9 protein-coding genes are annotated in these 14,217 nt (G+C 63.5%); 3 read left to right on the forward strand and 6 right to left on the reverse strand.

The features are described 5' to 3' along the window. Positions 1-142: 142 nt before the first annotated feature. Together ACOSV0_RS02670 and hmpA are read left to right on the forward strand one after the other, a co-directional pair. Positions 143-697: a cob(I)yrinic acid a,c-diamide adenosyltransferase gene (locus ACOSV0_RS02670; protein WP_434108582.1), complete on the forward strand. Its 555-nt coding sequence runs from the start codon at positions 143-145 to the stop codon at positions 695-697. 109 nt (positions 698-806) lie between these two features. Continuing rightward, positions 807-2,012, forward strand: a complete 1,206-nt coding sequence (gene hmpA, locus ACOSV0_RS02675) for an NO-inducible flavohemoprotein (RefSeq protein ID WP_434108584.1) — start codon at positions 807-809, stop codon at positions 2,010-2,012. 55 nt (positions 2,013-2,067) lie between these two features. Here the strand turns inward: hmpA and ACOSV0_RS02680 are convergent, their stop codons facing one another. The 6 genes from ACOSV0_RS02680 to ACOSV0_RS02705 all read right to left on the reverse strand — a co-directional run bounded on the left by ACOSV0_RS02680 (position 2,068) and on the right by ACOSV0_RS02705 (position 11,181). Next, on the reverse strand, positions 2,068-2,400 hold the full coding sequence (locus ACOSV0_RS02680; protein WP_325046909.1) for a helix-turn-helix domain-containing protein: 333 nt from the start codon (positions 2,398-2,400) through the stop codon (positions 2,068-2,070). A gap of 3 nt (positions 2,401-2,403) precedes the next feature. Beyond that, on the reverse strand, positions 2,404-2,742 hold the full coding sequence (locus tag ACOSV0_RS02685) for a type II toxin-antitoxin system RelE/ParE family toxin (RefSeq protein WP_434108586.1): 339 nt from the start codon (positions 2,740-2,742) through the stop codon (positions 2,404-2,406). A gap of 196 nt (positions 2,743-2,938) precedes the next feature. Beyond that, positions 2,939-4,012 carry a 3-deoxy-7-phosphoheptulonate synthase AroG gene (aroG, locus tag ACOSV0_RS02690; protein ID WP_172175315.1) on the reverse strand — a complete coding sequence of 358 codons (1,074 nt, stop codon included), beginning with the start codon at positions 4,010-4,012 and terminating at the stop codon, positions 2,939-2,941. Between the two features lie 402 nt (positions 4,013-4,414). Next, a complete protein-coding gene (gene tldD, locus ACOSV0_RS02695) occupies positions 4,415-5,881 on the reverse strand; it encodes a metalloprotease TldD (protein ID WP_434108587.1) in 1,467 nt (488 codons plus the stop codon). A 96-nt stretch (positions 5,882-5,977) separates the two neighbouring features. After that, positions 5,978-6,856, reverse strand: a complete 879-nt coding sequence (locus tag ACOSV0_RS02700) for a carbon-nitrogen hydrolase family protein (RefSeq protein ID WP_434108588.1) — start codon at positions 6,854-6,856, stop codon at positions 5,978-5,980. A 128-nt stretch (positions 6,857-6,984) separates the two neighbouring features. Next, positions 6,985-11,181 (reverse strand): YhdP family protein, encoded by a 4,197-nt coding sequence (locus ACOSV0_RS02705; RefSeq protein ID WP_434108589.1) that lies wholly within the window; start codon positions 11,179-11,181, stop codon positions 6,985-6,987. A 186-nt stretch (positions 11,182-11,367) separates the two neighbouring features. On the opposite strand from ACOSV0_RS02705, the gene glnE reads away from it, so the two are divergent. Beyond that, positions 11,368-14,160, forward strand: coding sequence for a bifunctional [glutamate--ammonia ligase]-adenylyl-L-tyrosine phosphorylase/[glutamate--ammonia-ligase] adenylyltransferase (gene glnE / locus ACOSV0_RS02710; protein ID WP_434108590.1), 2,793 nt, complete (start codon positions 11,368-11,370; stop codon positions 14,158-14,160). The last annotated feature ends 57 nt before the right edge of the window (positions 14,161-14,217 follow it).

Here is a 14,217-nt window from a genome sequence, read left to right on the forward strand (position 1 = left end):
ATAATGGCGGCGGCCCCACGATGCGCGCAATATGGATAAACGCGGTGGCCAACCGGTGGCTTGCTTGCAGGATTCGCCGGATGGATTCGCCGGTACCGCGCTGACGCATCGTTACTGAATGAATGGATGGATCGGAGACACCATGGGCAACCGCTTGAGCAAGATCGCCACCCGCACGGGCGACGACGGCACCACCGGTCTCGGCGACGGCCGCCGCGTGCGCAAAGACAGCACGCGCATTGCCGCAATCGGCGACGTCGATGAACTCAATTCGAATCTCGGCGTGTTGCTGTGCGAAAAGTTGCCCGACAACGTGCGGGTCGCGCTGGTTGCGATTCAGCACGATCTGTTCGATCTTGGCGGCGAGCTCTGCATCCCCGGCCATACGATGATTACCGACAAGCATCTCGCCCAACTCGACGACTGGCTGGCCGATTACAACGCGACCCTGCCACCGTTGAAGGAATTCATTCTGCCGGGCGGCTCCCGCGCGGCCGCGCTTGCGCATGTGTGCCGTACGGTGTGCCGGCGGGCGGAGCGGTCGATCGTCGCCCTCGGTGAAGGCGAGGCGGTCAATGAGGCGCCTCGCCAGTATGTGAACCGGCTGTCCGACCTGCTGTTCGTGCTCGCACGCGTGCTCAATCGCGCGGACGGCGGCAGCGACGTGTTATGGCAGCATGATCGTGGCGCCGGCTAACCCCGCGCTTTAGTCCCGGTTTAGTCTCTTTAGACACTGCGACAATCTGTCCGGGGCAAAACTTCTCCTTAAAAAGGTATCGTAAATGCATCTTTAAGGAGAAGTAGTTATGACCGCTCTCACCGCCGACCAGATCGCCCGCGTCAAAGCCACCGTTCCCGTGCTCGCTGTACACGGTACGACCATCACCAAACATTTCTACAAGCGCATGTTCGCGCACCATCCTGAGTTGAAGAACGTGTTCAACCAGACTCATCAGAAGAGTGGTAATCAGCCGGAAACGCTGGCGAAGGCGGTGTATGCGTATGCCGCCAATATCGATAACCTCGGCGCACTGGGGCCGACCGTCTCGCGGATCGCTCATAAGCACGTGAGTCTGAATATCCGGCCCGAACAGTATCCGATCGTGGGCCGCCACCTGTTGGGCGCAATTGTCGATGTGCTCGGAGACGCAGTCGATCAGGAGACGCTCGGCGCATGGGAAGCCGCTTATGGGCAACTCGCGGATATTTTCATCGGCACGGAGGCGAAGCTTTACAACGGCGCGGCCTGGAGCGGTTTCCGGCCGTTCAGGATTGCGCGCAAAGAAGTGGAGAGCGATGAAATCACGTCCTTCTATCTGACACCCGCCGACGGCTCGCCGGCCTGCGGTTTCGAACCCGGCCAGTATCTGAGCGTGAAGCGTTTCGTCGATGAACTTGGTGTCGATCAGCCCCGGCAGTACAGCTTGTCGGATGCGCCGAATGGTAACTGGCTGCGAATTTCGGTGAAGCGCGAGGCCGGACACGAAGACGCGGCGCCCGGCCATGTATCGAATCTTCTGCACGATGACGTGGAAGTGGGCGCGGTGGTACACGTTAGCGCCCCAATGGGCGATTTCACGCTGGACCGCAGCAAGACAACGCCCGTGGTGCTGATGAGCGGCGGCGTAGGCGTGACCCCGATGACTTCGATGCTGTCCACGTTGCTCGCCGATCGGAGCGAGCGTCATGTGACCTTCGTGCATGCCTGCCGAAATGGACGCGTGCATGCGTTCCGACAGTGGTTGAACGATACGGTCGCAGCGCATCCCAACGTCGCGCGTGCGGTGTTCTACGAAGCTATTGAAACCGGTGACCGCGCCGGTATCGACTACGACTTCGAAGGCCGCCTCGATCTCGCGAAAATCGCCGACAAGGTGATCGTTGCCGATGCGGATTACTACATCTGTGGGCCGGTGCCGTTCATGCGCGCGCAATGCGAGGCGTTGGCCGCGCTCGGTGTGGATGCGGCGCGGATTCATACCGAAGTGTTCGGCTCAGGCGCGGTGCAGTGAAGCGAGGGCGCATGGCAAGCCGGGTGTGAAAGCACGCCGAGGTGCGCCGTGCGCCTTACCCAACCGCGAGCGTGACCGGCTTGCCGATCCGGCTCATCATTTCGACCAGCGTATCGATAGTGAACTTGGTGGTCTTCTTGTTGACCACGTCTGACACGCGCGGACGCGACACCATCAAAATCTCAGCCGCTTCGGCCTGCTTCAGATGATGCTGTTCGATCCAGCTGGACAGCTCGGTCATCAACTGCTCCTTGAGCAGCCGCGTGTCGTTGATCTGTTTTTGCGACGCCGCGTGTAAACGCTTCGCCTCTGCGGCGGAGAAGCCGAGTTCGAGGAACAGGTTTGCGCCGGGTTTGGTTACGTGACGGATTTTCGTGTCGATCGTCATTTGTTAAGTTTTCCTATCATTGATAATGGCGCGGTACCGCATCTCGGCAATCTTTCTATCCAGCGGCCCCAGCTTCTGCGTTTTCTTCTGAAAGCAATGCAATACGTACAGTGCTTCCACAAACTTGGTGACATACATCACGCGGTAAATACCGTCAGTTTCCTTGATGCGAATCTCGCGTGTTCCGGCGCCGATCGAATCGAACGGCTTCCAATCGTCGGGATCCAGTCCTGCCTGAATCTTGCCAAGCTGAAATCCGGCCCGACGACGCGGTTCTTCGGGAAAAGCGAGTAAATCGCGATAGCTGGAGCCCATCCAGCGAATTTCTTTTTCCTGCGTCATAGCCGCCTTTCATGTACAAAATCTTATACATAACATCCAGCCTGGTCAAGTGGTATCCGACCCGGCAACGAGTTGTTACGGTACAGAGGCGGCGCACGGAGCACCATTCGTCCGTTCGGCTAACAAAAAACCCGGCTGCATGAGCCGGGTTTTCGTTGAGCCAATTTCAGCAAGCGCGCAAAGGCGCGTAGCGGCTTTAGTTGCCGCTGCCGCGCGCCACGCGCCGTTGCTTGACCGCTTCGGCGAGACCTTCCAGCACGGCGACGCTCTCGTCCCAGCCGATGCACGCATCGGTGATGCTCTGGCCGTACGTCAGCGCGCAGCCTTCCTGCAGATCCTGACGGCCCGCGATCAAGTGCGATTCCACCATCACGCCGACAATCCGTTCGTCGCCCGAAGCAATCTGGCGGCCGATGTCCGCGCACACCGGAATCTGGTTCTCGTGCTTCTTCGAGCTGTTCGCATGGCTCGCGTCGATCATCAGACGCGCCGCGAGTCCCGCTTTGCCGATGTCGGCGCATGCGGCATTGACGCTGTCCGCATCGTAGTTCGGCGTCTTGCCGCCGCGCAGGATGATGTGGCAGTCCTCGTTGCCGGCGGTCGAAACGATCGCCGAGTGACCGCCCTTGGTGACCGACAGGAAATGGTGCGGCTGCGAGGCGGCCTTGATCGCGTCCACCGCGATCTTGACGTTGCCGTCCGTGCCGTTCTTGAAGCCGACCGGGCACGACAGTCCCGAAGCCAGTTCACGGTGCACTTGCGATTCGGTCGTGCGTGCGCCGATTGCACCCCACGAGATCAGATCGGCGATGTACTGCGGGCTGATCATGTCGAGGTATTCGGTGCCGGCCGGCAGGCCGAGTTCGTTGATACGCAGCAGCAATTCGCGCGCGGTGCGCAGGCCGTCGTTGATCTTGAAGCTGTTGTCCATATGCGGGTCGTTGATGAGACCCTTCCAGCCCACCGTCGTGCGCGGCTTTTCGAAGTACACCCGCATCACGATTTCGAGCTCGCCGGCGAAGCGCTTGCGTTGTTCGACGAGACGCCCGGCGTATTCCATTGCCGCCTTCGTATCGTGAATCGAGCACGGTCCGATGATGACGATCAGACGGTCTTCCATGCCGTGCAGGATGCGATGCATCGCATTGCGCGAGTTGTAGATCACGTCGGACACCGTTTCGTCGCAGGCGAATTCGCGGATCAGGTGAGCGGGTGGCGTGAGTTCTTTCAATTCGCGGATACGGACATCGTCGGTGTTGTGCGGGGGCATGTTTATTCTCCTGAATCGGTCGTAGCGTGTTCGCGCGGGCGATGAAGGCTGCGATCAGACGGCAATCAGGCAGCGATGCCACGGCGAACAACAATCAAAAAGATTTCAACGGCAAAAGTTTCAAAGGCGTGAGGCGAAAAAAAACCGCCAGGCTAGCTGGCGGTTTTCGTGAATTCTGGGTGTCTTGCGTGCACTAACACCCCTCTCGATCCGCCAGCGGTCTGAGATGCCAAAAAAAGTAAAAGTAAAACTTGGCGGACATGGCGAAATAGGTCGCTGGTCAAAAAGGGTGAGTGACTTTATAACCCGTGCAAGCTCGGCTGGCAAGCCGCAGGGTGCAAAAATGCGGTAAATCCGCATACTTCGCGCATTGCGTGCGCGAAGTATGCATCTACATCAAAATCAGGCGGTACCGCCGACCGTCATCTTGTCGATACGCAGCGTCGGCTGACCGACGCCCACCGGCACGCTCTGGCCTTCCTTGCCGCACACGCCGACGCCCGAATCGAGCTTCATGTCGTTGCCGATCATGCTGACGAATTTGAGCGATTCCGGGCCGCTGCCGATCAGCGTCGCGCCCTTGACCGGGTAGGTGACCTTGCCGTTTTCGATCATGTAGGCCTCGGACGCCGAGAACACGAACTTGCCGTTCGTGATGTCGACCTGGCCGCCGCCGAAGTTCACCGCGTACAAGCCGTTTTTCACGGACGCGATGATTTCCTGCGGGTCTTTGTCGCCGTTGAGCATGTACGTGTTGGTCATGCGCGGCATCGGCAGCGCGGCGTACGATTCGCGACGCGCGTTACCCGTGACCGGCATCTTCATCAGCCGGGCGTTCAACGTGTCCTGGATGTAGCCCTTCAGGATGCCGTCTTCGATCAGCGTCGTGCACTGGGTCGGATTGCCTTCGTCGTCGATGTTCAGCGAGCCGCGGCGGTTCGGCAGCGTGCCGTCGTCGACCACGGTCACGCCCTTGGCCGCAACCTGCTCGCCGATTCGACCCGCGAACGCCGACGATCCCTTGCGGTTGAAGTCGCCTTCGAGGCCGTGGCCGATCGCTTCGTGCAGCAGTACGCCGGGCCAGCCCGGTCCGAGCACGACGGTCATCGCGCCGGCCGGCGCCGGGCGGGCGTCGAGGTTCACCAGTGCCGCATGCACGGCGTCGTCGACATAACCCGACAGCACTTCGTCAGTGAAATAGCCGTAGTCGAAGCGGCCGCCACCGCCGCCGCTGCCGATTTCGCGGCGGCCGTTCTGTTCGGCGATCACCGTGACCGACACGCGCACCAGCGGACGGATATCGGCTGCAAAGCCGCCGTCGCTGCGCGCCACCAGCACCACGTCGTATTCACCGGCGAGGCCCGCCATCACTTGCTGGATGCGCGGATCGCGGCCGCGCGCCATCTGTTCGATGCGCTCGAGCAGCTTGACCTTGGCGGTCGCGTCGAGCGAATGCAGCGGATCGGACGGCAGGTACAGATCGCGCCCGGCAATGCCGGTCAGCGACGAGGCCACCTTGATCTTCTGCTTGCCGCCGCCTGCCTTGGCAATCGAACGGGTGGCGAGCGCCGCCTGGCGGATCGCTTCGGGCGACAGATCGTCCGAATACGCGAAAGCCGTGCGATCGCCCGACACGGCGCGCACGCCGACGCCCTGATCGATGCTGAAGCTACCCGACTTCACGATACCTTCTTCGAGACTCCACGCTTCGCTGCGCGTGTACTGGAAGTACAGGTCGGCGTAATCGATCTTGTGCGTGAAGATTTCGGCGAGCGTGCGGGTGAGCAGGGATTCGTCGAGACCGTAGGGCGTCAGGAGGATGTCCTTGGCGGTGGCGAGATTACGGATACCGGGTTCGATGATATTCATGCGAAGTATGTTCTGCTCGATACGAAGGATTCGGTTAGCGCTTCTATCACCCTTATATGAGTGACGGGCGCCGCACTTTCAATGTCAGGTAATACGTCAGCAGCTCAGCACGCGGTGACGCCAGGCGGGCAGGCTCTGCCGCACTTCGTCGATGCGCGCACGCTCGAGATTGCCGCTCACCACGCCGGCGCCTTCGTCGCGCACTGCGACGATTTCGCCCCACGGGTCGATCAGCATGCTGTGGCCCCATGTCCGGCGGCCGTTTTCATGTTTGCCGCCTTGCGCGGCGGCCAGCACGTAGCACTGGTTTTCGACCGCCCGGGCGCGCAGCAGCATTTCCCAATGCGCGCGGCCGGTGGTGTAAGTGAACGCCGACGGCACCACGATCAGCGCGCAGTCGCCCATGCGCCGGTACAGCTCCGGAAAGCGCAAATCGTAGCAGACCGACAGGCCGACCCGGCCGAACGGCGCCTCGAAGGTGCGGACTTCGCCGCCGGGGCAGATGGTGCGTGCCTCGTCGAACGACTCCTCGCCCTTTTCGAAGTTGAACAGATGGATCTTGTCGTAGCGCGCCGCCTCGTTGCCTTGCGGGTCGAACACCAGCGTGGTGTTCAGCACGCGCGCCGGCTCCTGCGACATCAACGGCAAGGTGCCCCCGATTACCCACAGCTTGTGGTGGCGCGCGGCGTCGGCGAGAAAGCGCTGGATCGGGCCGTCCTGGTAGGGCTCGCGCACGGCGAGCTTGTCCGTGTCCTTGAAACCCATGAAGCAGAAGTACTCGGGCAGCAGGACGAGTTGCGCGCCGCCGGCGGCGGCTTCGGCGATCAGGCGCTCCGCTTCGGCCAGATTGCGCTCGCGATCCGGCGTGCTCACCATTTGCAGCGCGGCAACCCGGAATGCGCTTTCGGAAGACCCGCTGGACGCCGCGTGGGGCGAGGCGGTGGACGAGGATGAAAAGACGTGTGTTTCGCTCATGAGCGTTTCGAAAAACTCCCGGCAAGGCGGCGGCGCGAACCGCTGGCGCCGCATACGTCGTTCAAGGCTGGCTTGGGCCGGCGGCGCGCCACGGCGCTCTTCTGATCAAATACAGGATCGGATCGAGCTCAGTGCGCTTCCACGGTCGAAGCCGGAGCGTCCATCTTACCGCGATCGCTCTTCACCCGCTCGATGTGCGGTTTCGACCACGGACCGGTGATCGCATACTCGCGCGCAAACGCCGTGGAGACCGATTTGCTGAACGCCAGATCGGCCACCAGCGCGCCCAGGCCGATCAACGGATTGATCACGGTCGCGGCGATCACGGCGGCGCCGGCGCTGACAGTCGGCACGATCTGCACGTGCAGGTCCTGGGTTTCCTGCGCCAGATCCACCGAGCCCTTCATTTCAGCGCGAGCCGGCGCCGTCACCATCTCGAAGTTCTCGGTGCGGCCAATGCCATTGTGGATCTGGCCGGTGCCGGTGACGCGCTCGAACGGCAGCCCTTCGCCGACCACGTCGCGGAAATTGAGTGTGGCGAAGCGCTCGAGGCTCTGCAGGCTAAGCACGCCGAGAAGTTTCGCGACGCCCGGGTCGACCTTGAGAATCTGCCCATGGCGCAGGTCGACGGCCAGATTGCCGTTGAGCGTGGGGTAGTCGATCGCGGTCGGGCCGCCGCGCCACACCACCTTGCCCGACAGCGTGCCGTTGCCGGCCTTGAGCGTGTGCGGCTGGCCGAAACGCTCCAGCAGCCCGCCGGCGTCCTTGATGTCGAGTTTGAAATCGAACACGGTACGGCGCGGCGTCGCTTCGTCGGCGGTGTTGCCGAGGCCCGACGACGTACGCCAGTTCGCGGTGGCGGTCAGGGTGGCGGCGGGGTTGGTGATGTCGAGCTTGTCGAGTTGCCAGACCGGCACGCCATCTTCTTCGAAGTTGTGCGCGGCCACTTCGAGCCGGCCTATGTCGCGATCGCGCAAGATCAACTCGTTGACCACCAGATCGATTGACGGCATGTTCTGCGCGGGTGCCGACATGGCCTGGCCGAGCAGGTCCTTGTCGGTGGCCGAGGGAATCACCACTCGGGCAAAGCGCGCCTGCAGCGTGCCGGGAGATTCCTTGTTCGCGCCCGGCAGCCAGGAAACGTGACCCGACACCTGGTTCGACGCAATATTGGCCTGCCATTTACCGTCCGCATGCGACGCGCCGACGATCACGCTGTCCCAGTGACGCTTGAGCAGCGTCAGCGTGCCGATGTGCAGTGCGAAGCGGCTCGGCAGGAATTGCGCGAGGGTCGGGTTTGGCGTGGCCGGCGCGGCTGCGGTGGGTGCCGGCGTTGGCGCGTCCTTGTTGCGCATCTGCGTGACGAGCTCGCGCCAGGCATCGGCGTCGAACGCTTCGACGTCGACGGCGGCGATCACGCCGTCGGACGGCAAGTCGGCGGGCTTGTTGACGCCGATCGCGCCGCGCACGACCGTCGGCGGCGTTTTCGGCTGGTAACGCAGCAGATAGGCGGCAGCGATCGGGCCGAAAGTGAGGTCGGCGCGTTCCAGACCCGCTTCGCTCGCGTCGGTGGACGGACTGACTGCGAAGTGCAGCGGCATCGGCGTGCCGACCGGTTTGTCGAACGGCGCCGGGAAGTCGAGCGCGAGGCCGGTCAGATCGGAGTTCGCCGTGACCTCCGGCAAGCGCCCCTTGGCGCCGCGCACGTTGAGCGCGTAGGGCGCGCTGCCGCTCATGCGGGTCAGCACCTGCGCGGCCGAACCATGCAGATTCAGGCCGCGCGCGGCATCGACGGCGATGTGGCCGCCGAGGTCGAGTGCATACGTGCCGTCCTGCTTCAGGCCGCCATTCGCGTGTACGTCGCCGCCGAGGAACTGGCCCGAGAGCCGGTCGAGCTGCGCCGTGTGTTCGGTAAAGCGCACCTTGCCGTTCAGTTGCGACAACGGCGGCACGTTATCGACCGTCAAACGATTGTTCTGGAAGCCGACCGCGCCTTCCACGCCGATGTGCGGCTGCGGCGTGCGCGGCACGGTGAGTTTGAGCGCCAGCGACGCAGGCCCTTCGGCCCGCACTTTTTCGGTCTCATGTTTGGCCATGATGCCGAGCGAGCTTTCGTTGACGTAGTCGAGCATGTCCGCAAGCGGCCCACGGCCGTTGCCGGCGATGACGAGGTTGGACGCCTTGGTGCCGAGATCGTCGATCTTGCCGTTCACCTTGTTTAAGGCGACCCGCTTGTAACGGGCCCGGTCGATATCGAAGCGCAACAGGTTCTGCTTGAGTTCGAACACGCCGTCGATGTCATCGAGCGGCGGCCACACATTCGGCGTGCCGTTCTTCATCTTGCGCGGCGGGTACGGCGAAGGGTCGAACTTGCCGCCCTTGAACGGCGCGACGATATGGAAGATGCCGGCATCCGGCGCGCGGGAGTACGGGAATTTGGTCAGATCGCCGTGTATTTCGATCGACGCGCCGCGCGATACGCCGGCTTGCAGTCCATGTCCCAGGTAGATGCGCAGCTTTTCGCTGATGCTGGTCGGCAGGTAGCGGACGATGCGCGCGACCTGGGCGCGCTGGAAGTCGGCTTTCAGGTCGAGCGAGCCGCGCCCATGGCCCGGGTTGCTGTAATTGGCCGTGGCGGTGGCATCGGCGTCCGCGTTCGAGACGCCGAAGTCGTCCAGCTTGACGGTGAAGGCACGGTGATTTTCCCCCGGCGCCTTCGGCGTGATGGTCCAGGCTGCCCGGCCATGCAGACGGTCGAGTTTCAGGCGAGGGTCGTCGAACACGCCCGGCAGCGTAATCGCGACGTTGGAGGTGTCGAGCAGGGCGCTGCCGTGATTTTCGTCGGCGTCGACGCTGCCCCACAGATTTTCGATGCCGGGAATGCCCGCGCGGGGGTGATTCAGCGGGGTGAGCCCCGGCGGCGGTTCCTGTGCGGCGACGCTGATGCCCTGCAGGTCGCCCTTGAAACGATAGCGCTCGATCGGTTCGGCGCCGCTCGGCGGATGCTCGACGCCCGCTTCGCCCGACTCCGGTTTGCCGCGCTCGACCTCGATCACATAGTTCGCCACCAGCCCGCGTGGATTGAAGCGCACGAGACTGTTCAGCAAACGCGGCGGCAAAGGCAGCGCGCGGCTGAATTCGGCGAGGATGCCCAAGTCGACACGATCGCCGCTGACGCTGACGAGTTGCCCATGCTGCAGCGAGGCCGTCCGGTAGCGGCCGCTCAGCGTGGATAGCGCAAGGGTGCGGGTGAGCGGTGTGCCGTCGTCGAGCGGCGGCTGGCCCAATTCGGCGTGCAAGTCGTTCAGTTGCAGCTTGTAGTCGCCCTGATTGGCTTCGAGGCGCCACAGGAAATTGGCGATCGGCACGACCAGCTTGGGCTGGGTGGGGCGTACCCGCATCGAGACGTCCATGCCGGCCAGTTGGCCGGTTGCCGACTTCATGCGGCCATCGGCGAAGTCGCCCCAGATCGCATTGTCGATGCGGCCGGCGAACATCTCGATCGGGAAATTGATATAGCGCGCGAGGGTCGGCAGATCGACCGGACCGGTCGACATATAGACCTGGCCGGCCCAGTTGACCGGCTTGCCGATCGCGGAGAGCCGCGCGTGTTTGAAATGCGTACGGAAGTCGATCGGGCCGTGCAGGACCTGGCCGTCGGCGGGCGCCTGTAATGCGAGCCGGTGATCGTAGCCGTCGTTGAGAATCGCGATCCGGATGTCGCGCAGCGCGAGTTCCGGCGCGTCATGCTGGGCATCGCGCCAGCGCAGCACGCCGCCGCGCACCACGATCGCCTGTTGCCGCAATAGCCATGTGGAGAGGGTGTCGTTGCCGCTGTGCCGGGTCGGCACCGGCACGCCTGCCACCGAAATCACGCCGTCGCTGCTGCGCGACACCAGCACGTCGGGCTGATCGACAATCAGGCTGGACAGCGCGGGGTGGAACTGCCAAAGCGACTTCCACGAGAGCGTGGCGGTGGCGTGCGGAATGGTCAGCGCCGCTTTGCCTTCAGCGTCGCGAATGACGATATCGGTGGCGTCGAGTCCTGGCTGAAAGCCGCTCCAGTGCGGCGCCAGCTTGCCGATGGTGAACTGTGTGTGCAGCTTGCCGGAAACGGTGGCTTCGATACGCGGCCGGAATGAATCGATGCGCGGCAGCACCACGTAACGTAAGCCGAGAAACAGACCCGCCGCGATAAAGTAGAAGGCGAGCGCTAACGCCATCAACACATGGGAGGTCCGATGCAGCACCACATGGGCGCTTCCGCTCGCGGGCCGGACCTGCCTGGTTTCGTGCGGGTCGGCGGATTCGTTTCGCTCGGACATGCTGCGGCGGGTGGGCGTATGGTAGTTTTGCGAATTAACGACGAAATGTAACACACGGGAAAGCGTCGGCGAACTTCCGGCAAACCCTTTCTACATGCCGTCTCGCGACCTGTGCGAGGCCACCCGACCCGTGTGTTGCGGCGAACTGAACAACGCTGATAAAGCAACGAGCGAGCCAGACCCTTGATGACCGACGCCACTCTCCTGAGTTCCAGCTATTCACATTACGCGGCACGCGCCGCGGCGGCTCGTCCGCAAATCGTGGCGCATGTGGCGGCGCTTGCGTCCGCTCCCCTCACGCGTGACCGGATCGACGCGCGCTTTGACGTGCTGTGCGCCGAGGCGGCCGGCGCGGGCGGTGGTCCATTGAGCGAGGATGCACTCAAACGGGCGTTGCGTCAGTTGCGCACCGAGGTATTTTGCGCCGTGATGGAGCGCGACCTGGCAGGCGAGGCGGATGTCGCCGAGGTCACCGGCGCGATGACCGATCTGGCGGAGACGACAATTCAGCGTGCGCTGGCTGTCGTCTCCGCCGAGCTCGAAACGCTCTACGGCGAACCGCGTGGCCCGCAAGGCGAGCGGCTCGCGCTCGGCGTGGTCGGGATGGGCAAGCTGGGTGGCCGCGAGCTGAATGTATCGTCGGATATCGACCTGATCTTCATCTATGAAGAGGACGGTGAGACCGCAGGCGGTCAGCGCTCGCCGATCGCGACGCAGGACTTTTTCACGCGCGTGGGTAAGCGCCTGATCGGCGCATTGGCAGAAGTGAGCGCGGATGGTTACGTGTTCCGGGTCGATATGCGCTTGCGGCCGAATGGCGATTCCGGGCCGCTCGTGTGCAGCCTCGGCATGCTCGAAGAGTATTTCTACGTGCAGGGCCGTGAGTGGGAGCGCTATGCGTGGATCAAGGGCAGGCTCGTGTCCGAAGCCGCGAGCGAGGCGGCAGTGCGGTTGCAGAAGCAGCTCGACGCGATTGTCACGCCGTTCGTCTATCGACGCTATCTGGATTTCGGCGTGATCAGCGCGATTCGCGCGCTGCATCTGCAGATCCGCCAGGAAGCGCAGCGGCGCGCCTCGATGCGGCCCGACAAGGCCGACGACATCAAACTGGGCCGCGGCGGCATCCGCGAAATCGAATTCAGCGCGCAGGTCTTTCAGCTGATCCGCGGTGGCCAGGATGCCGGCTTCCGGGTACGTCCGACGCTCGCCGTTTTGCGGCACGCGGCCACGCATGGGCTGATCGACCCCTCGGTCTGCGTGAAGCTTTCACAGGCGTACCGCTTCCTGCGCGAACTCGAGCACCGCCTGCAATACCGTAACGACGCGCAAACCCACGCGATGCCGGTCGACCCCGAGGAGCGTGTGGCGCTCGCGCACGCCATGGGTTGCGACGACTATGCCGAGCTGATGCTCAAGCTCGACATGCATCGCGAGTTCGTCGAACAGCAGTTCGACCAGATTTTTGCCGATAAGGTGAGTGGCCGCGACGGTTGCGGCGCGCCGGAAGACGGTGCGGCGGCGTGGGTATGGAGCAGCGCGCTCGCCGACGACAGTGCTGAGGAAGCGCTTCACGCACGCCTGATCGAACTGGGTGTGACCGAGCCGGACGAGCTGCTGGCGCGCCTGCGCGCGATATGGCAGTCGTCGCGTTACGCGGGGCTTGCCGAGCGTAGCCGGCAGCGCTTCGACATCGTCGCGCAACGTGCGCTGGAAGCCGCGCGTACGCTGGAGCCGCCCGAGCGGCGCGGCGATACGGTGGCGCGCTTCTTCGACCTGCTCGAAGCCGTGAGCCGGCGCGGCGCGTACCTTGCGCTGCTGACCGAGTATCCGCAAGCGCTGCATCGGGTGCTCTCGGTGCTGGGTGGTTCGCGCTGGGCCGCCGGCTATCTGATTCGCCACCCGCAATTGCTCGACGAACTTCTCGACGACGAGGCGATGGACAGCCCGTTCGACTGGCCTGAATTCAAGCGCACGCTGCGCTTGCGTCTGGCCGCGGCGGATGGCGTCGAGCAACAGATGGATCTGCTGCGCCACGCGCACCAGGCCGAGGTGTTCCGCATTCTGCTGATCGATCTGGCCGGCAGGCTGAGTGTCGAGCATGTGAGCGACCGCCTGTCCGAGCTCGCCGACGCGGTGCTCGACGTCACGCTCGAAGCCGTCTGGAAGCAACTGGCCAAACGTCACCGCGAGGTGCCGAAGTTTGCGGTGATCGCATACGGCAAGCTGGGCGGCAAGGAGCTCGGTTACGCGTCCGACCTCGACATCATCTTTCTCTACGACGATCCGGACGATGCCGCCGCCGATGTCTACGCCACCTACACGCGCCGCCTCATTAGCTGGCTGACGACGGCGACCGGCGCGGGCACCTTGTTCGATGTCGACCTGCGGTTGCGGCCGAATGGCGAATCGGGTTTGCTCGTCACCGATCTGGATGCATTCCGCCGTTATCAACTGCGCGAAGGCGATGCCGCGAATACGGCGTGGGTGTGGGAGCATCAGGCCCTGACCCGCGCGCGCTACTGCGCGGGAGACGCCGAAATCGGCGCGAAATTCGAGCAGATTCGTGAACAGGTGCTGACCACGCCGCGCGAGGCCGCGCCGCTCGCGAAGGAAATCGTCGAGATGCGCGAGCGCGTCGAGGCGGGGCATCCGAACCAGACCGCGCTGTTCGACCTGAAGCATGACCGTGGCGGCATGGTCGATATCGAATTCACCGTGCAGTACTGGGTGCTGCTGCATGCGGCGAGCGATCCCGAACTGATCCGCAATACCGGCAACATCGCGTTGCTGCGTGAAGTGTCGCGCTTCGGCTTGATGAGCGAGGGAGAAGCGGAGACCGTCGGCGCGGCTTATCGGACCTACCGGAAGTTGCAGCACACGCTGCGGCTCGACGGGATGGAGAAGGCGCGCGTCGATCCGGCGCTGGTGGTGACTGAGCGGGAGGCTGTGCTGGGGCTTTGGGAGCGGGTGTTTGGGTGAGGCCTTGAGGGCGGGAGGTGTGAGGGCATCGCGCACGTCATGCGCGTCGCGCAGCCC

Origin of the sequence: Paraburkholderia caffeinilytica, assembly GCF_051027425.1 — a bacterium.
GTDB lineage: Bacteria > Pseudomonadota > Gammaproteobacteria > Burkholderiales > Burkholderiaceae > Paraburkholderia > Paraburkholderia caffeinilytica_A.